We start from the raw sequence: 25966 nt of genomic DNA, 5'->3' as shown, positions 1-25966 counted from the left end.
AACAATCAAAAATATTTGACTACGGCAATACAAATAAATAAATTTACCAGCATAATTATATAATCGCTGCCGCAAAGCTTTGTTGCTGCCATAAAGGTTCGTTTGTTTTTACCGGAAAATCCTCGCAGAGTCAAGCTTATCGCCATATTTTCACTGCGCGATATCGCTTTAAACACCATAGGTTTTATAATCATCATATAATCAATGATACGGCGCAATGGATCTCTCGAAGGATGGAATCCTCGACAGGATTGCGCTTCTCGTACTTCTTTGCTTTCCTTCAGCAAATCCGGTACAAAACGCAAAACCGCCGTTATCATAAAAGCATAATCATACGGTAAGCGGCACTGTTTGACAAGTGCCGCTGTTATTGCCTGTGTCGGTGTTGTAGCCACCAGTATAAAAAGTGATACTGCCATTATAAACATCTTATACGCCGAACCGACAGACAAAAATAATGGTGTGATAAAAAGCAGTTGAATCCCAGCCAAAATCACTGCAAAAACAGCTAAGATACTAATACCCTTCCAAAGTACCCTGCCGCCATCCATTACTGCCGCTGCTATCATCTCAAGTCCCGCCAAAATTGCTAAAGCATATAAATTAATAGTGCATAAAGCTGCCACAGATGCTGTAATTGCCATGAATAATTTTGTCAATGGAGCAAAATCTGTGTTATTTTTTTCTTCAGGCATTCTTCTCCCTCCATACAGCCATTTTTCCATATAGCTCAGCAGGTGTAAGACAAAGTTCCAATCCCATTTCCGCTGCGATAACAGCTGCTTCCGGTAACTCCAGCCCCAGCTTTACAGTCTTTTCTTCATCGGCAAACAGTTGCCGCGGTGTCCCCGCATATGCTATTTTTTTATCAGCCAGTACTATCATCTTATCAGCGTGTTCCGCTAAGATATCCATATCATGTGTGACTAAAATTATTCCCAGGCCAGTACTGTTTAATTTCCGCATCAGGCGCAAGAGCACTGTACGTTCCCGGCAATCCTGTCCCGAGGTGGGTTCGTCAAGTATCAATATCCGTGGCTTGGCTGCCAGTGCCGAAGCTATTGATAAACGCTGCTTGTCACCCAGTGACAAGGTTTGCGGCATGAGGTGCGCTTTTTCTGACAATCCGGTGGCCGCAAGAGCACCATCAACACATTCTCGTATCTGCTTTGTTTCCATTCCAAGCTGCATCGGTGCATAAGCTGCTTCATCGTAAACAGTCGCGGCAAATAACTGATGGTCAGGATTTTGAAATACATAGCCTATATTTTTTGCCAATACGTATGACGGTTTATCACTGATAAGCTTACCATCAAATTCAATAACACCACTTTGCGGATGTATTATTCCCATAATCAATCTGGTCAATGTTGTTTTTCCCGTACCATTACGGCCTGCCACCGCTGTTATTGCATCAGTGTCAATATTGATACTGATGTCATCAAATATTTTACTGCCTGATGAATAAGAAAAGGTTACATTTTTTAAATTCAGCATACTTCCTGCCCCATTTCCCGGCGTATCTTCCAACGCAGCGGTATAACTTCCGGATAAATTTTATTGGTATACATATATTCAAGGCAGACCTGTTTCTCACCGCTGAATTTTAATTGTCCTTTATCAATAACCGCCATATGTGAGGCAATGTCCAGCACATATTTTAAATCATGTTCGGCAACTATTATTGTTTTACCATCTTCCTTGTTGAGACGGTACAATAAATCATATATCTCCTTGGCACCTTCCGGATCAACAGCTGCTACAGGTTCATCCAAAGCCAGTATAGGAGTATCCATTGCCAGCACGGCAGCGATTACCAAACGCTGCTTTTGCCCACCCGACAAGGAAGTGACCTTCCTGCCGCCCATATTTTCTAAGCCGACTTTTTTTAAAACATCATGCTGCTTTTCAATAATCTGCTGCGGCAGCATACCTTTGTTTTCCAAGGAAAATGCAATTTCATCGTCTACTGTTTCAGTAACCAACTGTGCCTCGTAGTCAGCCATTACCAGACCTGTCTGATTATTTAAAATTTCAGGTCTGGCCTTTACTATATCAATATCATCAATATGTATATCAGAATTCTTAAATCCACCAAGATACGACGGCTTTGCCCCGGCCAACGATAAAAGCAAACTTGTCTTGCCGCTGCCATTTACACCGGTCAAAACAAAAAACTCACCTTTAGAAATTGTCAGATCGATATTTTGCAGAAAAAATGCTTTTTTATTTATTCCATCATTATTGAATATCCTGGCTGCCGGAAAATACAACAACTGCCCCGCAGCTGAACCAAGTGCTGCCACCAACAGTACCGCCGGCAGCATTGCATATAGATAAAGCGGCATCGGTAAAGATAATACTACTTTAGTCAAAGTAACAAATATACCCCCGCTGATAAACGTAGTTATGAATATTATCACCAAAGGTTCTATCTGCAGCCGACCCAGTTTTATATCAAAAACGCACCACCTAACCAGCAGTGCACAAATAAAGGCCGCTACCGGATCGCTTATCAGGTTAGCATAAGGCAACGCAGCTTTTGACGTCATTGTGGCTATTATTCCGGAAACAATTCCGATTCCCAGACCTTGTCGCGGAGATGGCCGGCATAATAAAATAGCCGTTGCATACATAACTATATTCCAATTGAGGGATATGCCTCCTAAATTAGGTGAAATAATACGCAGTATCACTCCGATTGCCAGAAGCAGCGTAGTTATTGTTATCCAGCGCAAATCGCTGCTTTTGCCAATTGCTTTTTTAATCATTTAATCATTTCCTTATAATAAAAGTCCATATTATTTTACACTTATACATATTTTATTGTCAATGCCGTCTGTAAGAATCCAATGATAAATACATAATTCTATTTATTATATACTATATCATTATACTTCTTATCAGTCATATTTTAATATCTAATATCAAAATCAATCCGGTATTTACTCTCAATTGAAAATATTGGTGCAAAAAAAGACTGCCCACATAAGCATTTTCATTCATAAATATGCAAATATTCCATTTCCCTGTCCGCCTATAAAAGAACAGGAAACCACATAGTGGTGAAAAGCTGCATCTTCATGAGGTCAATGCCGTTTGTACGGCAGTCTCTTCAGTAATTGAGTTTTTAGCACAAACCAACCAATTTACGGAAAGATTGCACATTTTCTTCGATCTTACGATTTTTAAACATTGCCGAACCAATAACAATATCATCTGCCCCGGCTTCAATAACTGTTTTTATATTGTTGACATTTATGCCGCCATCCACCTGAATAACAAAATCAAAACCATTATCGGCACGCCATCTGGCCAATTTTTTGATTTTATTTGTACTCATCGGCAGATAAGCCTGTCCGCCAAAACCAGGTTCAACGGACATGATAAGCACTCTCGTCAGCAGTCCGTCTTCCGCTACATACTTCAAAGACTCATAATCGGTAGCCGGATTTAGTACGACACCGCCGTTCATACCCAGTTTTTTTATTGTTTCCAAAGTATGATACAAATGCAGACAGGCTTCCTTATGTACAGTTACAGAATTGACACCGGCATCAGCCAATCCTGCCAAGAGGGCATCAGGTCTTGTCACCATTAAATGAGCGTCAAAATTTGTCTTTGTGCATGGACGCAATGATTTTATTATACCTACACCAAAAGTAATATTATCAACAAAGTGTCCATCCATAATATCAAGATGTATATCCTTTATACCGCTTTTTTCCAGCCGCTGCACATCATCAGCCAGACAGGAAAAATTGGCTGATAAAATTGAAGGTGATAGAACAGTTTGCATATTTTCTCCTCTTTATTACCAATATTTTTATATCATTATGTGAAACCCTGCTCTCAAAAACAAGCCTTATAATCCCTGACTGCCGCATCAGGATTTTTCAGAAATTTTTAGATACAATGCAACAATTTCCATGGCAAATATCTTACACATTTCAGCGTTCATCATAATGTCCTCCGCATGAACCAAAAGCAAATCAACGCCAGTTTTACCACCTTCAGCTTCCGATTGTAAAAGCTTAGTATGAATATCATGGGCCTGATTAAAATTTTCATCAGCTGCATTGATTTTTTCTACGGCCGTTTTAAATTCTTTTTGTTTAGCTAACTGAATGCCCTGCAAATAACCAACTTTAGCACTATTGGCCGACTTGATGATATTCAGGCATATATCTTCCCCATCTAAAGTTTTTTTCTTTTTCAAAATGATCCCCTCCAAAATATGTTATTTTTACATTGATCCAGCATTACCAGACAAAACTTTATTATAAGTAATTCGCCTCATACTGTCTGTATTCCTGTATATTTTTGATATTATGTGAGTGAGATTATTTTTCCATTGCTTCCGCAATTTCTTCCAAATAAGCCCAGCGTTCCATCAACTTATCCAGCTTAATTTGCAATTCATTTTGCCATTCATTAAGTTCTTTTATTTTTACATAATCAGCCGCATTTTTTTCCATTTCCAGATGTGCCGCCTGTAAAGCGCCTTCTGTCTGTGCTATCACTGCTTCTATCTGTTCGTATTCACATTTTTCCCTATAAGTAAATTTTTTATGTGCATCAACTGTCTTCACTTTTTTACCGGCCATATTTTTTTCATTGCCAACAGTCTTGACCTGCTGGTCATTCTTTTGTTGCAAAAGCTGTTTATAGTAAGAATAACCGCCCGGATATTGCCGTAAATGTCCATTATTCTCATAAACGAATACTTTATCGGCCAACCGGTCGATGAAAAATCGATCATGCGAAACAAATATTATTGCTCCGTTAAATCTGTCAATGAATTCTTCCAAGACAGCCATTGTCTGCAAATCCAGATCGTTAGTCGGTTCATCAAGTAACAACACATTAGGTGCTTCCATCAGGATCCGCAACAAATACAAACGTCTTTTTTCTCCACCTGACAGGCGGGCTATCGGCATCCACTGCAAATCGCTATCAAATAAAAACATTTCCATCAATTTTCCCGCTGTTATTCGTGTGCCGTCAGCCAAAGTGATGTAGTTGGCTGCTTCTTTTATATATTCCACAGCCCGCAGTTTTTCATTCATTTCCATGTTTTTTTGAGTAAAATAGCCAATTTTAACAGTCTGACCAATCTTTATGCTGCCACCCGACGGCTGCAGTCTGCCGGCAATGAGATTCAGTAAAGTTGATTTACCGATGCCATTTGGTCCTAAAATACCTACCCGATCATTGCGCAAAATAGTATAGCTGAAATTTTTGATGATATTTTTGCCATCTATCGAATAAGAAATATTATTTATTTCAATTACAGTCCGCCCCAAACGACTGGCACCCAAACCTATCTGAACATCCGGACGTTCCAGATCAGGCTGTTGTTCTTTTATCGTCCCAAAACGTTGTATTCTGGCTTTTTGTTTAGTAGATCGGGCTTGAGCTCCACGCCGCATCCACTTCAATTCATTACGCAAAAAATTCTGCCGTTTTTCTTCCGAAGCATTTTCTCTTTCAATTCGTGCTGCCTTCTGCTCCAGAAAAGAAGTGTAATTTCCCGCATATACATATGATTTTCCCTTATCCAGCTCAATTATTCTCGTTGCAGCATTATCCAAAAAATACCGATCATGTGTTACTAAAATAACGGCGCATTTCAACTTCATCAGGTACTCTTCCAACCATACAATGGTCTCGCTATCCAAATGATTGGTCGGTTCATCCAAAAGCAACAGATCACATGGCTGAATAAGCGCAGATGCCAATGCCAGACGTTTTTGCTGTCCACCAGACAAATTACCGGCTTTTTTGTCAAACTCCGTTATTCCAAGCTTAGTCAGTATTGTCTTGGCATCACTTTCCAACTGCCAACCGTCAAGCTCATCAATTTTTTCTGATAATTTTGCCAGCTGCTGATTTTTCACTGTACTGTCCGCAATACTTCCATATAAATCTTCATACTCTCGAAGCACCTGCATTATTGGCTGTGTTCCACGAAAAGCTTCCAAACAGCATTATCCCTATCAACCTGCCTATCCTGCGGTAGATACTCGATCCTGATATTCTTCATAGTGACAAAAACACCAGCATCAATCGGTATTATTCCGGCTATTGCCTGCAATAGCGTTGACTTACCGGTTCCATTAACACCAACTACACCTATCTTATCTCCATTATCAACAGAAAAGTTTACATCTGTAAATAATGTCTTTTCACCATATGTTTTAGCCAGATTCTCTATTGTTAAAACCATTGTTCATTCTTCCTGTAATATATAGTAATTTATCCTGTTATATAATAATTTATTCGGTTAAGTACACCTTCGCACTTAATAAATAATGTGCTACAATATTATAATCTGCATTGTGTTATTTAATAAAAGCTGCTGCTTGTTATACAGACTGCCATATTTTCCGTCATGCTTACCACTTCCCGTTTTTTATTCATCAAAAAGTGGATATAAACCAAGCACCGGAATTAAAACAGGCTAATTATTCATTTTATGATTAACATTCAGCAATATATCTTCATAAACCCATATTAACCGATACAATTTAAATTATAACATAATATTGTTTACTTTACATATTTTGTACAGTTATACAAATTCATTGAAAAGAGGTAATTGAATGAAACGCAGACCTACCGGCCATATATTGGCATTTTCCACGTCACTTATTTGGAGCACAACTTTTGTTTCCACTAAATACTTACTGCAGGTTTTCACTCCGATAGACATACTATTTATTCGCTTTATCATGGGCTTTATCACTTTATGTATAATCTATCCGCGCGAGTTATTGAAATTTGACAAAAAAGGTGAACTTTATTTTGCTGCTGCCGGTCTGACCGGTGTTACCATGTACTACTTATTAGAAAATATCGCCTTAACCTACACTTTGGCTTCCAATGTCGGCATCATCGTATCGACTGCACCGATTTTCACAGGCATTGCCGCCCATTTTTTCTTACCGGGTGAAGGATTGCACAAAACTTTTTTTATCGGTTTTATCCTTGCCATAAGCGGTATAATTCTAATAACCCTTAATAACAGTTTCAACCTCCATATAAATCCACTGGGAGACTTATTGGCAGTGGCAGCGGCCATTATCTGGGCCGTCTACTCCATACTGACCAAGCAGATAGCCGTAATGAATTACAATATGATCACAGCCACCCGCAAAATGTTTTTTTATGGTCTGCTATTCATGCTGCCAATTTTTTATTACCAAGGTTCTGTAATTGATTTTACTGAATTTACCAACACCAACTATCTGCTGAATATTTTATTTTTAGGTATTGGTGCTTCAGCCATATGTTTTGTCACATGGAATCTGGCCATCGATTATCTTGGTGCCACTGACTGTACCGCCTACATCTATCTTGGGCCTGTTATCACTATAACCACCGCCGCTGTCTTCCTTGATGAAAAAATATCCGTCACCACTATCATTGGCTGTCTTTTGACACTCAGCGGCTTGCTTATTTCAGAAAATCGCTTCACCCGCAAACATACTTAATGCCTTTATAGTATATTTTTTTCAGTATAAATATTCACAAATATGATGATTATGGGATTATCGCATATGATTATCTTTGTTTATAAATTACTTATATTCTGTACTATTTTTATTATATTTTCTTTTTTCAGCCCATCCAAATTATAATATAACGCACCCATAACGTCTGCAATATCTCTGGCTATGCCAAGTTTTATGAAGTCCGCTTCGGTATCTATCACTACCGAAGCTATATGCCGCTGCTGTATTTGCTCGGCCATATGCATAGCCATGCCGATGGGATCGGCGTCATTTTTTTCTACGGCATTGGCACGTCCATCTGTCACCAATATGACTATCGGCTCCATATCCATATCTTTTTTTGCCTGCACCGATAATATCTGTAGAGCTTTTGCCAGTCCGTCAGCCAGTGGTGTTTTTCCGCCTGTCGGTAATTCTTGTAAACATTTTTGCGCCAAATCAACACTTCGTGTTATTGGCAGCAATACTTCGGCTTGCTGACGCCTAAAAGCAATCATCCCCACTCGGTCTCTTTTTTGATAAGCTTCCTGCAACATATAGAATATTGCCCCTTTAACCGCACGCATTCTTTCATACGCCCCCATGGAACCGCTGGCATCAACGATAAATAGAAATGTACTGCCTATACGTTTTTCGCGTACTTTCTGTCTTATATCTTCTTCTTTTATTTTCAAAGCACATTTGCTATTCTTACGGCGCACTTTTTGATAAGGTGCAGCCGCCCGTATTGTGGCATCGATTGCTATGTCAGTAATATCGTTCTTAGGAATTTCCGCACGCACATACCGTCCTTGCTTCAAATCAGTTTTTGTAATGGTTCTTTTGCCCGTTCCATGCCGGTTAAAACGATCTATTTTCTTTTCAACTTTCATATGCGGAACGAAACTGTTTTTATCAATGTCGGTGATTTTGTCATCAGCTGTCGGTGAGTTCATATTAGGCTGTTGGTTACCATCGTCGTTGTCAGATTTGTTAGTATTTTCATTTTCGTCTTTAGCATTGCCATCATCACTGCATGCCTGACCGTCTTTATTATCGCCATCACTATTTTCGTTATCTGCCGGCGGCTGCTGTCCAGTGCGTTCACTAGCCTGCTCTTCATCTACATTATTATCTGTCTGATTAGATTCATTTTGTGCTTCATTATCCTCCTGCGACGGAGTATTAGTTCTGTGAACCAAAACAAAAACAGCAGCTTCATCCATATCTCCCGGTAAAATATAGGAACGGTTATCCAATGCTGCCAAAGTGCGTGCGGTTTCCAATAGATAAAATTCAGCACGATGTCCCCTGCAAAAAGCCTTAGCACACATTTGTGCCGCTAATTGTATCATTGTATCACTTATATGCACCAGCTTGACCAAATGTCTGGCATTAGAAATTTTTGCGGCAAGTTCTACTGTCTTGCCGGCATATTTTTTGCAAAACCGCCCGCTGTTTTTTTCAAATGCCATTTCACGATTAATTATTGCGACACGGTTAGACAAATCCATTTCACTCTCAACATCCACGTACATGCCAAAACGGTCAAGTAAAGTTGCTGGAAGTGTATTTTCTTCCGGATTCATCGTTGCAACAATGGTGAACTCTGCTTTATGTTCATAAGATATTCCGTCACGTTCTATTTTGTTGGTTCCAAGTTCCATAACATCAAAAACAGTTGTTAGCAGTCTTCGCTGGAGCAAATTAACTTCATCTATATACATAATATTATTATCAACCCGGCTCAATAAGCCTGCATTAAAACGACGCACACCCTCATTTACTGCTGCCTCAATATCTATGCTGCCAAACAATATATCCTCTGTGGCATTCAGCGGTAAATCAATAATTTGCTGAGGATATATTAATTTTCTACAGCTGCGCACTAAGGTCGTTTTGGCAGTTCCCTTCTGCCCGCCTATCAGCAATCCGCCGGTTTTGGGATTAGTAAGAGCAACCAGCATGGCTTTTTTCATTTGTTTCTGACCGACGATAGCAGTGAACGGATACATATTTTGCATCAGCATCGTTTAAACCCCTTACGCATTATCATTTAATAAATTTTCTACTTTATTCCAATCAAAGCCGCTATCTTCAAACGGCCTGCGGCGCATTCTATGCGGCAGTACTAAGCGGGCAGCTTCTTTGATATCATCCAGATCAACTGCTTTTTTGTTATGAAAAGCAGCTATCGTAATTGCCGTCTTTATTACTGTTATATCAACTCTGTGTCCATCAACTCCAAGCCCTATTGAAAGTCTGGCTGCACTCTCCAATAATTTATTGTCAACAGTTATCTTATTCAATAATTGTCTGGCCTGCATTATTTTACCAGCCAGCTCGTTTTGCTGCTCACTATAGCCGGCAATAAAAATATCTGCATCCTGCTCATAGGCTAACCGTCGCTTTATTACTTCGACCCGTTTATCAGGCTCATGTTCACCCTTTACAATGACAGACAATCCAAAACGATCTAAAAGCTGCGGCCTGATATCACCTTCTTCAGGATTCATTGTTCCTACAAGAACAAATCGTGCCGGATGTGAATATGATACTCCTTCACGTTCAACAGTATTAATTCCCATGGCAGCAGCGTCCAACAAAACATCGACAACATGATCATCCAATAAATTAATTTCATCAACATATAATATGTTGCGATTGGCCTGTGCCAAAATACCCGGTTCAAATTTCTTTTCGCCATGCTTAATCGCATGTTCAATATCTAAAGTCCCAACAACACGATCTTCAGTCGCACTTACCGGCAATTCAACCACCCTCATTTTTATCGATTCTACCGGTAGTTTTTTGTGTGCCTTAATAACTGCTGCACAATCATCACATAAATAATTTATCCCATTCGGATCACAATGGAATCGACAGTTATGAACACTTTCCATAGCCGGCAGCAATTCTGCCAATGCACGTACAGCCGTTGATTTTGCCGTTCCTTTTTCGCCCTTTATCAATACCCCGCCCAGTGCCGGATTGATAACATTAAGAATCAATGACAATTTCATATCTTCCTGCCCTACTATTGCGGTAAATGGAAAAACAGCTTTTCTTTTCAAAAAATCTCCTCCTATTTTTAGTCAATGGCAATTATTGTTTGACGACTGCGCAGCAGCTATAGACGCCCGTTTTAATGCACATTCGCTTAAATGCGGTCCCCTATCTCCAGTTCCATACCAGCGAGAAAAACAGCCCCCGCCGCACAGCTTAAAATCCTTGCAGGAACGACAAAACAACATATAATCTTTTATTGCAATGCTTGTTTTATTCAATAAGCTTTTATCTATTCCATCATCTACATTGCCAATGTAAAACTCACTATTTCCTACCAGAGATGAGCAGGCATAAATATCTCCGGCGGAATCCACGAAAGCAGCCTGTTTATTCATAGCGTAACAATGTCCAAATTCACAGGCTGCATGGCAGGCCAATAAATCAACCCGTTCTTTTTGTGCGAAAATAATCCTATAGCCGGTTAATTTTGCCAGTTGCTCTGCACGTTCATACACCAATTGCATAACCTGATGCAACTCATTTGCCGGTGGCGGCTGCAAAGCCGTTCCCCGTCCTTGCCCCCGCAAAATATCAAAACCTATTTTACGTATATTCCCTAAATAATATGAAAAGTCAACAACTTCCGGTAAGCGGCTTACATTTTCCGAAGTAACGACACAGGTTAACCCTACAGCTATATTATTGCGCTTCAAAATTTCCAGTCCATGCAGTATTGCATTTGAGGCGCCATCACCATGACTGGTCAACCGCAGTTTATCATTCATTGCCGGTTTTCCGTCCATACTTATACCTATAGCTACTTTATTTTTAAATAAAAATACGGCTATATCATCTGTAAACAATGAGGCATTGGTTTGCAGCTGCAAATCCGCCAATAATTTATTATCCACTACGTACTGCACAACGGTTTTAAGACAATCAAAGTTCAGCAATGGTTCTCCACCGCTGAACTGTATTACAAAGCGTTCTCCACTCTGAGCCGCCAGTCTTACCGCCTTTATAGCCGTTTCAGCCAGCATAATCTGCTTATCATGATCCGCTGCATAGCAATATCTGCAGGCAAAATTACATTTACCTGTAAGGCTTAATACCAGCATTTTGATTTTACTCTCCGGCATCCGTCCGATCCTCCATTTCTCCTTCTATGGAAAGATACAAATGCCGCAGTTTATCAAGTGTTTCCGCTTTAGCGTTCCACAAGCCCCGCTGATTGGCCTCAAGCAAAACGCTGGTCAATCTCTGCAATGCCCATGGATTTACATCCCGCATCCACTGCTGCACCTTACCGTCAAACGCATATTTTTCAGCGTACTTTTCATACATCCAATCTTCCATAACATCGCTTGTCGCATCCCATTGAAAACTGTGTGCCACATAATTAGCCATATCAGCGGCTCCCTTATAGCCATGTTTCATCATACCGTTAATAAATTTGGGATTTATGGCTTCACTGCGAAATAAACGTTTCGTATCTTCCTGAACACTGTGCATAGTTACCTGACTGCGGTCAGTACTGTCTCCACAGTATGAGCGCGGAGCAGCCCCCTTTATGCTTCTGACAGCCGCAATCATGCCGCCGTGATAGGCATTATAATCATCACTGCTGAGCATGTTTACTTCATGATTATCTTCGTTTTTGATTGTAATGTCCAAGCTTCCCAGACGTTTGCGAAATTGCTGCGGCAAATATTTGCCCTTTGCTTCACCGCCATAAGCATGTGCTCCCCAGCGAACATAAACATCAGCTATATCATCAATGCTATCCCAGTTTTTTGCCTCCAGCAAAGCCCCTACACCGGCTCCATAAGTCCCAGGTTCATCACCAAAAATTCTGAATGCAGCCTGACGCCATGCCTCATCGTCATTTAATCCTTCACTTTGCAGTGCTAAAGCGTCTTCATTGACATGTTTTTTGACAAAATTCTGCTCTGGCTCTTCGTCCAATGAAGCTGCCAAAAGCACAGCATCATCCAAAAGCTGTATCGCTGACGGTATAGAATCTCTAAACAAGCCGCTTATACGGGCAGTGACATCTATACGCGGCCGCTGCAATTCTTCAACTGGTATCACATCCATTCCCACAACACGCAAACTGCCGCGCTGCCAGCGCGGTTTTATCCCTAGTAAATATAAAAATTCTGCAATACACTGCCCATGACTGCGCATATTTGCTCCGGCCCATAAAACAATGCCGATATTTTCCGGATAATGCTGTTCTTCCTCAATAAAACGATTTATCGCCTGATCGCCAAGTTTTTTACCAACTTCCCAAGCCGCTGGTGTTGGCAGCGTCCTCGGATCAATGCCATAAAAATTTCGTCCGGTCGGCAACAAATCTGCTCCGCCGCTGCTTGGTGCGCCAGATGGTCCAGGTTCGATATACTGTCCGTCAAAAGCACGCAGCATATTATCCTGTTCCTGCACTGTAAGCAGTAAATGGGGATAGATTTCACCGCAAATATATTTGCAAACCTGCAAGATACTTTTCCTATCCGCATCACTGCCATCATTAATCCAAGCTAAGGTTGATATTTCTGTTATTTTTGCTTCATCAAAATCATTTGCCTGTAATAGTCTTATTATCTGACGGCATTGTTCAGTTATTCGGTCAACCAATATGCCATATGTTATATTAAGTGGTTTATACATCTCAGAGCTATTTTTCAAAAGGCTGTGATAATCAAGTTTATAATACTGCGCTATAGTTTCCGGTAAACTTGGCACTGTTCCGTTGCTTAACCTGGTCAGCAGCCATAAATATTCAACTAACCCGTCTTTTTGCGGCGCCTGTCCCAATACATGCAAGCCGGTATGTACCTGCATATTCTTCAAGTCAGTGAGATAATTATGCAGTGCCGCTACATATTCACTAAATGGTCTATTTTCGTCTCGAATGACTTCATTTTGCAAATCAGCTGCACTGACTTTTTCTATTATCAGTTTTTCTGCCTGAACCAGATTAGGATTGTCAGCATGTTGAAAGCTGATGTATTCATCCATTAATTTTTCCAGTTCAGCCAATTCATCATACACCCCGGCCTGTGACTGCGGTGCCGGCAAGTGAGCTATAAGACAGGCACTGCCTCTGCGTTTGGCCTGAACCCCCTCGCCTGTTATTGTTATCAGGTATGGGTAAACATTTGGCAGATTTCCTAATGCCAAATCAGGATAGCAGTTTTCAGACAATCCGGCGTTCTTACCCGGCAGCCACTCCAGTGAACCATGCGTGCCTATATGTGCAACAGCATCAGCTTTCCACACATCTCGCAGCCATTTATAAAAAGCCAGGTAATGATGGGTAGGTACTGTGAAAGGCGAATGGTATATCTTATCAGGATCTTCTCCAAATCCGCGTGATGGTTGAACAGTTATAAAAACATTGCCATTCATTGTTCCCGGAACTATTATGTTGTATTTATACTCCATAACACTGCCCGGTGGCGTCCCCCAATCCTTGTGCATCTGCTGCTGCACTTTATCTGTAAAGGTATCGAAAAACTGTCTGTACTGTTTTTCTGTCAATTTTTCAGCTCTATCCAGCTGATATTGCGTGAGCATTTTCTTGTCATTAGTCGCACTTGCCGTTAATTCATCGATAAATGATTTTCCGTCAGGTGGAATATGGTCAACTTTATATCCGCATTGCCGCATGGCAGCCAGCAACAGTCGAATGCTTTCAATGCTGTCAAGTCCGACGGCACTACCAATATTAGAATTACTTGGCGGGTAATTATGAAAAATAATAGCTATTTTCTTGTCATTATTATTTTTATGCCGCAAAATAGCCCATTTAGAAGCTTTTTCGACTATCTTTGTTATTCGCTCGCCGATTGGTTTGTACCAATATGAATTATCTTTGCGCATCTTTTTAGCAGCTATAGGCAGGCCATGCAGCACACCGTCAAATTCAGGTAAAGATATGCTTATCGAGACCTCCATATCATTCATGCCCTCAATATTATTTTCCCATTCCTTATATTCTGTCATAAGCGTATATGCCTGCAAAATCGGCACATTCCATTTTTTCAGATAATTTATCGTCACGGAACTGCTGCTGGTCAGTGAAAATTTCATTGTGTTTATTAATACATCAATCACCGGCATTCCATTACTGCTGAAAAAGCTTGTAAAAACTTGTTCCAGACTGGGTGCCCCCATGGTTTCATCCGGCAGACCATTACTGAACACGCATACCACATTCATATTCCGCTGTTCAATTTCTTTTATAAGAGCTGTCTGATAAGCTAAATCTTTCCATATCCATTCTTCACGGTAAAAAATGACTCCTATTGTCGGCCATCCTTCATGGTAAAAGCCGCGTTTATACTCTTCAAGGCTGGTATAAACAGCGTCCGCGGCCGGGTGAAAAATACCACACCAATAAAGCAGCTCCGGTTCAGATGCAGGTATGCCGGAAGCATCAATACACTTATTGACATACAGCCAAAGATTTTTATTATTCTGTTGTCCGCCATATAGAAAATATTTTTTAATCTGCAATATCTGCTTTTCCGACAAAGCTTCGGTTCGTACTTGATTATCACCAGCATCTATATAATGCGGCAGTTTGTATTTTTCTGCATAAGCCGCACATTTATTCATAAAATCAGTATCGAGCCCTGTGCCCATCCACTTTATCAATAAAAAATCCACATCACTGAGTATGTTCGTACATTCATCGCTCCATGCTGTATTCTCATCTATCCAAATGCATTGGCAGCTTTTATCCAAGGCACCGTTTTGCTGCAATTCATGCATAGTTTCACGCATCATTACTATCTGCCGTGTAATATTAGTACAAAATAAAACCGTCTTCATTTACTATATCTCCATCCCCAAAAATGTTTCTGCATTTTCTAACATCAAGTTCATCGGTTTGAATATAAACTATATTGTCGTTATACTGTCAACACTATTATATCCATAATATTAACTAATATTCCTCATAGTGAGCAGGTACTTCTTACTTAATCCGTGTTCTATCTCACTATATTTAATAGAAAAGAGTCATCCCCTTCACTAAGACACAAATAGTCAATATAAACTTTGAATATTTTGAAAATTATAAAGTAAATGATGAAAAATAAAAAATACCGCACTTGCAGTTGCAAATGAAAAAGAAGCCCTGCTATAGTAGCTGCAAGACTTCCAAAAAAGACTAAAATCAATGTTGGTGTCGGGTGGCGGATTCGAACTGCCGACAACATCGATGTCAACGATGTACTCTAACCAACTGAGATAACCCGACATAAATAACATTCATAGAATACCCTGACCATGTCAGCAAACACTCTGTCCAACTAAGTCATACCCTATATAATAACTGTTTATATAATATATTATAAATTTATTTATTTGTCAACTAAGCCAGCAATTATTTTAAAATTGGGATCTGATTTACATGAAATGCTGATTAATTTTATCAAATTGCATACTATTTTCGCCCCAGCCATTTAGGCAGCCATGCCGAACAAAAAGCTGCAAGCGGAACCGTCAGAATAACACCAAAACTGCCAGATAAACCTTGCATTAATTCAATGCCAATAGCATTTGAGTTAATAAGCTGCAAATATGGCAAAGCATATACATAATCCAATACCCAAATTCCAAGTGAACCGCCAAAAAAAGCCAGAATCAAAGTTGAAGCCATTGTTCCCATTACATCCCGGCCCACATTCATCCCACTTGTAAACAACGCCGAAGCTGGCATCTCCGGTTTAAGCCGATGCATTTCATCCACTGCTGCAGATACGTCCATAGCAATATCCATGACAGCACCGAGACTGGAAAATAAAATACCGGCAAACAATAATTGTCCAACATCAATAGGTGTATTCTGTCCGATAAACATCAAAGCTTCGATATTGGATACATTATAACCGGATAGTCCGGCTGCATAACCAAATAATATTGCCGTAATACCAGCTGCCAGCACGCCGCCAAAAGCGGATATTCCGGCTGCTAAAGCTTTGCACGTACTGCCGTTGATTAACCAAATGGTAATTACCAATATCAGCAATGAAGTATATACTGCTGCCCAAATCGGAGCGACTCCATGCAGCAGCATTGGAAAAAATAAAAATAAGAAACAGCAAAACGTAATCAGCAATGCGACAGCCGATTTTACCCCTTTGCATCCTCCTACCAGACACAACAGTAGAAAAAAAGCTCCCACAAATAGCAGCAGCGGCCATGAACGATCCAGACTATAAACGGTATATATTTTCAATGATTTAATTTGGCTGGAAATTACAATGACCCGTTTTCCCGGTTCGCAAACCGTTCCAAACAGCATACCATTGGGACAATTTGCTTCCAGTGTCTGCCCCGACTGGCCGCCGCTGGTAAGTCTGAGTAATACCGTTTGATCTCCTACCCGACTGCCGTCATCCTGCAGATTATCCCGCAAAATTTCCGTAACCACAGCCGTCTCAAAAGTGCGTCCTTGTGTATTGACAAGTACTGGCCGCTGCACCTGTGCATATTGACCGGCAAAAATCAGCAGACATACTATAAGTATTGCTATAATAATTTTTTTCTTATATTTCTGTCCGCTTTCCATATTTTTCTTCTGCTCCCTCTTCCCAATAAAAAAGGCTGCTGCACAAAATACAACAGTCTTTTATACTGACAAACAATTACTTATTATTGCTTAATAATGCGATAGGTATTATCGATTGGTGTTCCGCTCATTGCGTCATAGGTATCCATCGAAAATGTATCTGCCGTAATATGGACAACTGAATAAGTTGGCCGCCATGTCTGGCTGCGGGCAGCTATATAGTCCTGCTGCTGAGGAATGAGTTCATAGTACTTAGAACCCGTTGCCGAATTGGCCGACATATAAAATACACCTTTAGGATTAACTAGTGTCCCTTGATTCATATCCGCGATGGTATAGCATAAATTCTGCGAGGCATAATAATTTTTGGTATCTTTATCCTTCAGTGCTGCATCAAGCACATTGTGCTGCTGACCACTTTGTCCGTTGGATTTATAATCGGCAAAATCTGCATGTTTCCCGCCGTCACTGCTTAGTTGATAGGTACGGGCATAAGTATGGTCATGTCCCTGCAGTACCACATCAATATGATTAGCATCATAAATCGGTGTCAACTGGGTACGAAGCAAAATACCGTCGGAATCGGAGTGATCCAGCCCGCTGCCATATATATCCTGGTGCATGACAACGACCCGCCATTTAGCTTCTGGATAAGCTTTCACCGCTTTTTCTATAAGTGCCTTATGGTCGGCCGCATTATAATTATTTGCGTTGACAACGATAAACAATGCTTTGCCATAGGTATAATAATAGCCGTGACCTGCTTTAGTGGGGCTGTTTTCCTCAACAAACGGATTCGGCACATTAAAGTGATTTTGATATCCAGCAGTCATGCTGTCATGATTGCCTATGCTGGTCGCCTCTGGCAGACTTCTCAATGCAGCAGCTGAAAGGTATCCTGCGTACTGTTGTTCCTGCAGCTCAATTTTATCTGCCGACTGATCTGATGCCGGCTCATTGATTTGATCTCCCGGTGATACCAGAAAATTGATTTCCGGGTGCTGAGAAAGCGCCTCATTTAAAGTTTTATTCCAATTATAAGCATCATTACAGGTTGCAAGTTCGCCATCCTGCTTTGCTCCTTCCGCTGATACCTGCCCGATAGAAGCGCCAATCTGCGGATCTCCCACGTACATAAAGGCAAAATCATCCGGATTTCCCGTGTGAAATTGCTGTGCCTTCTGCCATTTGCCATTAAGATTTACCTGATACCAATAAGTTGTTTCTGGTGTAAGCCCTTCCACTTTCACTTTATTGGAATAATAGGTGACTCCATTAATAACTGTCCCCGCTGCACTGTTTCCCGAAAAAAGTTTTGCCTGTTTCATATCCTGTTGTCTGGCAATGCGCACTTCTGCCCTACCAGCCTGTTCCCGGGAATACCAGCCAAAATTCAGTTGAGAACTGTCCCCGCCTGGTGCTAATGATACTTGTTCATAATTATTTCCAATTGTTTTCCAATTTTCTTTCCATTGCTGCCAGTTAGTATCTTTGTTTACAGGTGTCTGTGTCACCTGCTGCGGAATTGCCGAGGCATCATTCCAATGACTTGTGGCTGCCCACCCGGTAGAAGCCACACACAGTACTGCCGCCGCGTAAATCGCCGCCATCTTTTTTTCTTTTCTGAATATCCTCATCAGCAAAGCATCTTCCTCTCTCCAATACATTATTATCCAAACCAGCACTTTCAATATAACATGTTAGCGGAGAAATTTTGTTAGCGTAAAGTTAATATTTTATTATTATTTACCATAAGCACTGTGGCACACCGGGACCAACCGGTAATCCGGTTAAATTTAAAAATTATCTTCACTATAGCCGGGTTGCTTAACAGAAGCTTTTTTCCAATATGATTTTCCTTTTTTCATTTTCCCACCGGACTCCGTTTCATAGTTCTGATTTGTTTTTTTATTTTCTTATCCACTTTTAAAGATTCTGTGATTTTCTGCAATGCTTTATTATAAGTAAAATCATCCAAATGATTACTGTGCAGATACTGCATAGTAATTACTGGAAACTGAACATAACAAACCGAAACCGCCCATGCGACTGCCATTTTCACGTAATACCCGTCATGCTGCACTTTATCCAGTCGATTAATGACCTCTACGATATGAGCTTTATCAATATAATAAAAAATCAATATAACAACTGCAAACCGAATATGAAATTCTTTATCTGACTTTAAATACGGCTGCAAAAATTTCCACATCTGCCCCGGGCATTCTTTTGTAAATTTAAGCCCCCTGCAAAAACTGTCACATACCGACCAGTTGTCAATTTTAGGGACAAAAGTCTGTATATATAAAAATCGTTCTTCTGATGGGCACTTTATACAACCAATAACCATCCCCTGCAGCATGATTTCTTCAAATGAAGTGTCCTGCGCTATTTGCAAATATCTACGCCAATCCGACTTTGAAATCTGCTTTGCCATTTTTCGAAGCAATGGAAGACGAACTCCCAAAATGTGTTTTATATTCGGAAGCAGTCCTGAGGAAAAAATGCGGTAGCTTTCTTCTACCAGCATTTCAATTTGTTTTCTAATCTCATTTTGCATCTATTTTTCTCCTTATACCTTGCCCCCCACCAGATACCGTTATTTTATCGACAAAGATGAATATACAATGAATATCTGTTTTTGCATATTTCATAAATCTACCCTTTTTCCCTTATACTGTAAAGAAATATTATAAAATTTACTTATTATTTTAATAATACTCGATATCCATTTATTTGTCTTCCGATTTTGCATCATTTAATTTGTAAGTCACCAAAAATCATCTGAACTGCCAAACCGTTTCTGATACTTTCACCTTAAGAACCACCATACCGGGCACCACAAAAAATACCCATCCGGCTAAAATAAGCCGAACAGGTATTTTTATGATAGATTATTATCTATTTAAAATCAAAGTTTATTTACCGGATAATGAACTTTTTCACCATTTAAAAATCTTACGGCTTCCTCAGCTGCCTTGCGTTTAAGTTCTTGCGCTGCTTCTTCCGAATACCATGCCATATGCGGTGTAGCTATATAATTATCCAATTCAAAAAGCCTGCTGCCGGGATTCATTGGTTCATCCGATACACAGTCAACTCCTGCTCCGCCGATTTCTCCATTTTTTAATGCTTCATAAAGATCGTCCTCATTAATAATGCCGCCGCGGGCAACATTAAGCAAAACAGCTGACTTTTTCATTTTTTTAAAAGCAGTCTTATCAAACAAATTTTTATTACCGTCGGCAGGAATATGCAGAGAAATAACATCAGCCTGCCTGATAAGTTCTTCCAATGGTACTACTTTAATAAATTCAGTTTTCGCTCTTTCTTTATAATAAGGATCAAAACCAATAATATTGTATCCCAAAGCATGCGCTTTCTCCGCAAAATTTTTACCGATACGGCCCAATCCCACAACTCCAACCGTTTGACTGCTAGCTCTATGCACCGGTATACTGCGCGTATAATCCCATTTTTGTTTTTTGGTAAAAGTGTTCATCAGCACAATTTTACGTGTGAATGCCATCATTAAGGCAATCGCATGATTTGCTACTTCATTTATCCCATAATCGGGTACATTGCAGACTTGTATTTTATATTTTGTCGCCGCTGTTATATCAATAGTATCAACACCTACACCGTATCGCACAATCACTTTTAATTCAGTCAGATTCTCCATTACTTTTTTCGTTATGGGGGCATATTGCACAATAAGTGCCTGCGCATTCTTACATTCATTTATAACCGCTTTTTCTGTATGGCATTGTCTTAATTCAAAAGGAATATCTGCCTTTTTGAATATACTTGTTTCCATATCAATGTTTTTATGATCACAGTCAGTTATAATGATTTTCACCATACCATCTCCACATCTTCAAAGATTTAATATTTTCAATTTATTTGACCTTTATTTCGATTTTTGCCGCAAATGAACACAAAAACCGCCGATTTCTTCTGCAAGATAAACTACCTGCGGCCTGCCCTGCTCATCTTTTATCCATGTATCATTATTAAATTTTATACCCTTACGGGTAAAATAGGCAACTGCCCGCACCATATCATTGGTATCTATACACAAATGGCCCTTTTCTCCCAAGAAAGGAGCTTTGAGTACTTCAGCTATATTTCCCGCAAAGTAGGCTCCGCTGTATTCTGCTTTTTCCTGCAGAAAAATCTCCGATAATCTGCCTGCTATCGAATCGGCCTGCGCTGCATCTGTGCAATTTATACCTACATGTGCCAGTTCAAACCCAAACATCTTTCCGATTATATGCCGGCAAAGCTGTTCTATCTTTTTCCAAGCTTTAGCCTTAACTGCCACAGCAGGCACCATAAAACTGCCACCCACTGCAGCGACGTTACCCAAGGAAAAATACTCCAGCATATTTTCCTCATTTACGCCGCCTGTCGGCATAAACTTCATTTTACCAAACGGTCCGGAAAAGGCTCTCAATGTTCTCACTCCGCCATATGCTTCTGCCGGGAAAAATTTACATACATCCAGCCCCATTGCCATCGCGGCTTCCACATCAGCAGGTGATACCGTTCCCGGTATCACATCAACATTATTATCAATACACCATTTTACTACCGCAGCATTAAATCCTGGTGTAACAATAAATTTTGCACCGGCAGCCACAGCCTGCCGGGCATGCTCTACATCGTGGACAGTACCGGCACCAACAATAATCTCCGGTACCTTAGTCACCATTTTTTCTATGGAAGCAAGTCCCGCAGCCGTGCGAAAAGTTACTTCGGCAACAGGAATGCCTCCTTTTACCAATGTTTGTGCCAGTGCTACTGCATCATCGGCATCATCAAGTGATATAAGCGGTACCAGACCAATATTAAAAATATTCTGCATATTTTTACTAATCATTTTATTTTCTCCCAATGCAGTTATCCTGCTTCATAAAATTTGCCAATTTTTCCGGCGTGGGTAAACCTTCATTGTCTCCACGACTCATGACCTGAATGGCACCTATAGCATTACCGCGCTTAACAGCTTCATACAACGGTAACTTTTCCATTAACCCGGTAATTATTCCCACGGCAAATCCATCACCGGCACCTACAGTATCGATTACCTGCCTGACTTTATACCCTTCAACTTTATAATTCTCGTTGCCATCCGTTACAAATGCCCCATTGGAACCGCATTTTGTAACGACAATACTAGCACCATTTTGACGATAAAAACCATTTATTTTCTTTGGATCATCACTGCCCACTAATATTTTTCCTTCTGCAATTCCCGGCAAAACAATATCGGCGCGAGAGGCCATATCATTGATGGTTTGCCGCATTATTTCCAAAGAAGGCCATAACTGCGGTCGCAGATTTGGATCAAAACTTATCGTCAATCCGGCAGCACGGGCTTTGTCAAACAGCAGATAAACAGCCGCCCGAGTTTCATCTGATAAAGCCGGCAGGATTCCTGTCAGATGAATATAAGAATAATTCCTCATATCAATTTTTCCCACATCGACTGGCGAAATCGTAGATGCTGCCGAACCGGTACGAAAATAAAAAATGTCAGGATCTCCTCTATTGACTTTAGCCTTGAGCATAAAACCTGTTTTGTGTTCATCAGAAAAACTTACAAATTCATTACCGATTCCATTTTCGTTCAACACTCTTATTACACGTTTACCGAAAGGATCTTTTCCCAATTTTGTCATATATGTCACTCGATGATGCAGACGCGCTGTTCCCACTGCTACATTAAACTCCGCTCCGGCTACAGCCAACGAATACCCGGACACACTGTCCAATGGGCCTTCATTTTGTGCTATGAGAAGCCCCATAGGTTCACCGGCCAAAATCAATCCCTCAGACATTAAATATCACCCCCAGTAAAAAGTTATTTATGTATCATAATCATCAGATGAATATTATAATACATCCTATAAATATAAAAGTCAATAATAACCAATTACAACTGCTGAGATTTATATAAAACTCTTTATCAAACAGATCACAATGAATATCTATATATCTTCTTTACTTGTAGAAGGGTTCATTTTATGCTATTATATTTGAGTATAATTTTGTTGTGATTAATCTATACATATGATGAATAGTTATTTTTTTCATCGAAGTGATATTTTATTGCATTTACAGCCAAAGATTTTCATTAAAACAATTTAATTATTCTGATAAATCATTAGTACAGGATGGGATTTTATGGGAGCCTCACTCGTCAATACAACAATAAATAATATTTTAGATCTTTTGAAAAACAACAACATGCAACCCGGTGATAAACTGCCGACAGTGGATAAATTATCAGTAAAATTCAAAGTTGGGCACAGTACCGTTCGTGAAGCTTTAAAATCTCTGTCTACCCAAAACATATTAACCATTCGTCAGGGAGCCGGCACATTCGTTTCCAAAAAGCGGGGGATAAGCAATGATCCGCTTGGCCTTGGACTTATGGGCAATGATATTTCCACTATATTTGACATGCTTACAGTACGGCTCATTTTTGAGCCCGCAATAGCTGCAATAGCTGCGCAAAAAGCCACGTTAAAAAACATACGCCAGATCAATGAACTGTGTTTAGTAGTAGAAGGCCTGATCAAAGCGGGTAAAAATTACGATGATGAGGACAATCTTTTTCACTCCGCTATCGGCAATGCCAGCGGCAATAAAATCATCTATAAAATAACACAGATAATCCATGCTTCCATAAAGAAAAATATCTTCATAACGGATAATTCTCTGTGCCAGGAAACGGTCATCACGCATCGTCAGATAGCTAAAGCTATAGCCGCAGGTGATGCTACCGGTGCCAAAAACGGTATGATAATACATCTAAATGCCCAAAGAGAGTTTTTACTTAAAAACTACGACTTACAAATTTAATCCAACTTCAAAATATATTGGACACATTAATTAAAAAGTGCACCGGGAAAATCCCCGATGCACTTTCTTTTTTTACCTTCCCATGCGGCCTCCGTCTATCGGAATTTGGCAGCATAATATATTACCTCCCATATATTTTTTCTATTGTAGTATATTACAATTTATATGTACTTATAATAATACATTACATCGTATTTTTTTATATTTATAAACGTCAACGAAAAAGTGAGCCACACACTCATGAAATTTTGAACCACCTATGCAGCAGATAATATCACCTGAAGACGCAGATAAATATAAGCGTATTTCTAAGCCGCCTATGCGGCGGATAACTAAACGAAGAGAGCTGATAATAATGTTTGTATTTTCTAAGCCGCCTATGCGGCGGATAACAATTAGTATTGAATTACAAGATTAATAAATATTTTCTAAGCCGCCTATGCGGCGGATAACTATGACTTAATTAAAAAATATGAAAAATTAGCTTTCTAAGCCGCCTATGCGGCGGATAACAAAGCTACAAAGAACAAAGGTATCTTGTGCTATTTCTAAGCCGCCTATGCGGCGGATAACGACTATACTATATATAACGAAAGAACAAAAGTTTTCTAAGCCGCCTATGCGGCGGATAACGATCAACGCTTATTTTATAGCCTTTTCGGGATTTTCTAAGCCGCCTATGCGGCGGATAACTTTTGAACAATTTGCAGGGATAAATGCCAAAATTTCTAAGCCGCCTATGCGGCGGATAACGCGAATCCGATCTGACATTGCAGGATATGAAATTTCTAAGCCGCCTATGCGGCGGATAACATTTGAGAAAAGTTTTCAGACACGGAAAAGATTTCTAAGCCGCCTATGCGGNCGCCTATGCGGCGGATAACATTCATATGCCAGCCATGAAACCGCTTCAATCTTTCTAAGCCGCCTATGCGGCGGATAACTACAGTCATATAATTTACAAAAAAAGTTGTGATTTCTAAGCCGCCTATGCGGCGGATAACACATTCTTGATCATCTGGCGGATAACAAATTGTTTTCTAAGCCGCCTATGCGGCGGATAACTATTGACGAAATAGTATGTCGTTCCTCTTTTTTTTCTAAGCCGCCTATGCGGCGGATAACTTTACGCTCGGCATCGGCGTAACGCTGATATGTTTCTAAGCCGCCTATGCGGCGGATAACTGAATCTTAAAAAGCTGCATACATTAGCTGATTTTCTAAGCCGCCTATGCGGCGGATAACCAGTGCTTTCCCTCTCGCCGCTGCTCTTCGCATTTCTAAGCCGCCTATGCGGCGGATAACTCGGCTTGTAGGAGGATTTATGACAGGCGTTTTTTCTAAGCCGCCTATGCGGCGGATAACTATAGGTTTTAAGCCAAGCAGTATTTTCATTATTTCTAAGCCGCCTATGCGGCGGATAACTAACATGCAAAGGTGATTATAGCACATAAGGATTTCTAAGCCGCCTATGCGGCGAATAACACCGGTAGAGGCTGGCAAAGCGCTTTCTAAGCCGCCTAATGCGGCGGATAACCGCTAAACGCTGCATAGCTTTGTAACTCGGCATTTCTAAGCCGCCTATGCGGCGGATAACTACAATATCGGCTTAGACATTATCAATACACTTTTCTAAGCCGCCTATGCGGCGGATAACGTATTGCAAGCAAGGGATTATCCCCTGTTTCATTTCTAAGCCGCCTATGCGGCGGATAACATTTAAGATTTAAGTTGTCTATAACCGCTGGTTTTCTAAGCCGCCTATGCGGCGGATAACCTTCATAAATAACGCTGCTATTAATAACAGAATTTCTAAGCCGCCTATGCGGCGGATAACTTAGTAAATGTGATGTCGTACTGAGTCGACATTTTTCTAAGCCGCCTATGCGGCGGATAACAATTGCCGGTTATCAATGTTCGCCCCGCAAGCTTTCTAAGCCGCCTATGCGGCGGATAACATATAAGGAATCAGTATCTGACGCTCTATACTTTTCTAAGCCGCCTATGC

General features: G+C 40.3%; 19 protein-coding genes, 1 tRNA gene and 3 CRISPR repeat arrays. Of the genes, 2 read left to right on the top strand and 18 right to left on the bottom strand.

The window, feature by feature from the left end; all coding sequences use genetic code 11:
• Positions 1-5: 5 nt before the first annotated feature.
• From I6751_RS07375 to I6751_RS14030, 7 genes are all read right to left on the bottom strand, one after another.
• Complete coding sequence (locus I6751_RS07375) at positions 6-695, bottom strand: energy-coupling factor transporter transmembrane component T family protein (RefSeq protein WP_196591093.1); 690 nt, start codon at positions 693-695, stop codon at positions 6-8.
• Positions 688-1497, bottom strand: coding sequence for an energy-coupling factor ABC transporter ATP-binding protein (locus tag I6751_RS07370; RefSeq protein ID WP_196591092.1), 810 nt, complete (start codon positions 1495-1497; stop codon positions 688-690). Before I6751_RS07370 ends, I6751_RS07375 begins: the two co-directional genes overlap by 8 nt.
• Complete coding sequence (locus tag I6751_RS07365; protein WP_196591091.1) at positions 1491-2771, bottom strand: tryptophan transporter; 1281 nt, start codon at positions 2769-2771, stop codon at positions 1491-1493. Before I6751_RS07365 ends, I6751_RS07370 begins: the two co-directional genes overlap by 7 nt.
• Positions 2772-3130: 359 nt before the next feature.
• Positions 3131-3799 carry a ribulose-phosphate 3-epimerase gene (gene rpe, locus I6751_RS07360; protein WP_182188101.1) on the bottom strand — a complete coding sequence of 223 codons (669 nt, stop codon included), beginning with the start codon at positions 3797-3799 and terminating at the stop codon, positions 3131-3133.
• 87 nt (positions 3800-3886) lie between these two features.
• Entirely contained in the window at positions 3887-4219 is a 333-nt protein-coding gene (locus I6751_RS07355) for a PTS lactose/cellobiose transporter subunit IIA (RefSeq protein WP_182188100.1), read from the bottom strand.
• Positions 4220-4343: 124 nt separating this feature from the next.
• Complete coding sequence (locus tag I6751_RS07350; protein ID WP_330998719.1) at positions 4344-5984, bottom strand: ABC-F family ATP-binding cassette domain-containing protein; 1641 nt, start codon at positions 5982-5984, stop codon at positions 4344-4346.
• On the bottom strand, positions 5954-6229 hold the full coding sequence (locus I6751_RS14030; protein ID WP_330998718.1) for an ATP-binding cassette domain-containing protein: 276 nt from the start codon (positions 6227-6229) through the stop codon (positions 5954-5956). The genes I6751_RS07350 and I6751_RS14030 overlap by 31 nt, the downstream gene beginning before the upstream one ends.
• A gap of 376 nt (positions 6230-6605) precedes the next feature.
• On the opposite strand from I6751_RS14030, the gene I6751_RS07345 reads away from it, so the two are divergent.
• On the top strand, positions 6606-7496 hold the full coding sequence (locus I6751_RS07345) for a DMT family transporter (RefSeq protein ID WP_196591089.1): 891 nt from the start codon (positions 6606-6608) through the stop codon (positions 7494-7496).
• Between the two features lie 80 nt (positions 7497-7576).
• Here I6751_RS07345 and I6751_RS07340 read toward each other — a convergent pair whose 3' ends face one another.
• From I6751_RS07340 to I6751_RS07290, 11 genes are all read right to left on the bottom strand, one after another.
• Positions 7577-9526: a VWA domain-containing protein gene (locus I6751_RS07340; RefSeq protein ID WP_196591088.1), complete on the bottom strand. Its 1950-nt coding sequence runs from the start codon at positions 9524-9526 to the stop codon at positions 7577-7579.
• A 12-nt stretch (positions 9527-9538) separates the two neighbouring features.
• Positions 9539-10570, bottom strand: coding sequence for an ATP-binding protein (locus I6751_RS07335; RefSeq protein ID WP_196591087.1), 1032 nt, complete (start codon positions 10568-10570; stop codon positions 9539-9541).
• A 21-nt stretch (positions 10571-10591) separates the two neighbouring features.
• Complete coding sequence (locus tag I6751_RS07330; protein ID WP_196591086.1) at positions 10592-11644, bottom strand: radical SAM/SPASM domain-containing protein; 1053 nt, start codon at positions 11642-11644, stop codon at positions 10592-10594.
• Complete coding sequence (cobN, locus tag I6751_RS07325) at positions 11631-15344, bottom strand: cobaltochelatase subunit CobN (protein WP_196591085.1); 3714 nt, start codon at positions 15342-15344, stop codon at positions 11631-11633. The genes I6751_RS07330 and cobN overlap by 14 nt, the downstream gene beginning before the upstream one ends.
• Before the next feature lie 353 nt (positions 15345-15697).
• Positions 15698-15774 (bottom strand) — tRNA-Val (locus tag I6751_RS07320).
• 186 nt (positions 15775-15960) lie between these two features.
• On the bottom strand, positions 15961-17088 hold the full coding sequence (locus tag I6751_RS07315) for a YibE/F family protein (protein WP_196591084.1): 1128 nt from the start codon (positions 17086-17088) through the stop codon (positions 15961-15963).
• A gap of 83 nt (positions 17089-17171) precedes the next feature.
• Entirely contained in the window at positions 17172-18725 is a 1554-nt protein-coding gene (locus I6751_RS07310; protein ID WP_231037886.1) for a purple acid phosphatase family protein, read from the bottom strand.
• 227 nt (positions 18726-18952) lie between these two features.
• On the bottom strand, positions 18953-19648 hold the full coding sequence (locus I6751_RS07305; RefSeq protein ID WP_196591083.1) for a DNA alkylation repair protein: 696 nt from the start codon (positions 19646-19648) through the stop codon (positions 18953-18955).
• 351 nt (positions 19649-19999) lie between these two features.
• Entirely contained in the window at positions 20000-20950 is a 951-nt protein-coding gene (locus I6751_RS07300) for a C-terminal binding protein (protein ID WP_196591082.1), read from the bottom strand.
• A gap of 48 nt (positions 20951-20998) precedes the next feature.
• A complete protein-coding gene (eda, locus tag I6751_RS07295; RefSeq protein WP_196591081.1) occupies positions 20999-21970 on the bottom strand; it encodes a bifunctional 4-hydroxy-2-oxoglutarate aldolase/2-dehydro-3-deoxy-phosphogluconate aldolase in 972 nt (323 codons plus the stop codon).
• A gap of 1 nt (position 21971) precedes the next feature.
• A complete protein-coding gene (locus I6751_RS07290) occupies positions 21972-22931 on the bottom strand; it encodes a sugar kinase (protein ID WP_196591080.1) in 960 nt (319 codons plus the stop codon).
• Positions 22932-23277: 346 nt separating this feature from the next.
• Here I6751_RS07290 and I6751_RS07285 point away from each other — a divergent pair, with 346 nt between their 5' ends.
• Positions 23278-23958 (top strand): FadR/GntR family transcriptional regulator, encoded by a 681-nt coding sequence (locus I6751_RS07285; protein ID WP_196591079.1) that lies wholly within the window; start codon positions 23278-23280, stop codon positions 23956-23958.
• Positions 23959-24263: 305 nt separating this feature from the next.
• Positions 24264-24771: a CRISPR direct-repeat array (repeat unit 28 nt; unit sequence TTTCTAAGCCGCCTATGCGGCGGATAAC).
• A 102-nt stretch (positions 24772-24873) separates the two neighbouring features.
• Positions 24874-25443: direct repeats of the CRISPR family, unit length 28 nt; unit sequence TTTCTAAGCCGCCTATGCGGCGGATAAC.
• Positions 25444-25526: 83 nt separating this feature from the next.
• Positions 25527-25916: a CRISPR direct-repeat array (repeat unit 28 nt; unit sequence TTTCTAAGCCGCCTATGCGGCGGATAAC).
• Positions 25917-25966 lie beyond the last annotated feature (50 nt).

It is taken from the genome of Pectinatus frisingensis, assembly GCF_015732285.1.
Lineage (GTDB): Bacteria > Bacillota > Negativicutes > Selenomonadales > Selenomonadaceae > Pectinatus > Pectinatus frisingensis.
Note: the sequence above shows the minus strand (reverse complement) of the source record. Positions and strands in the feature narration are given on the sequence as shown.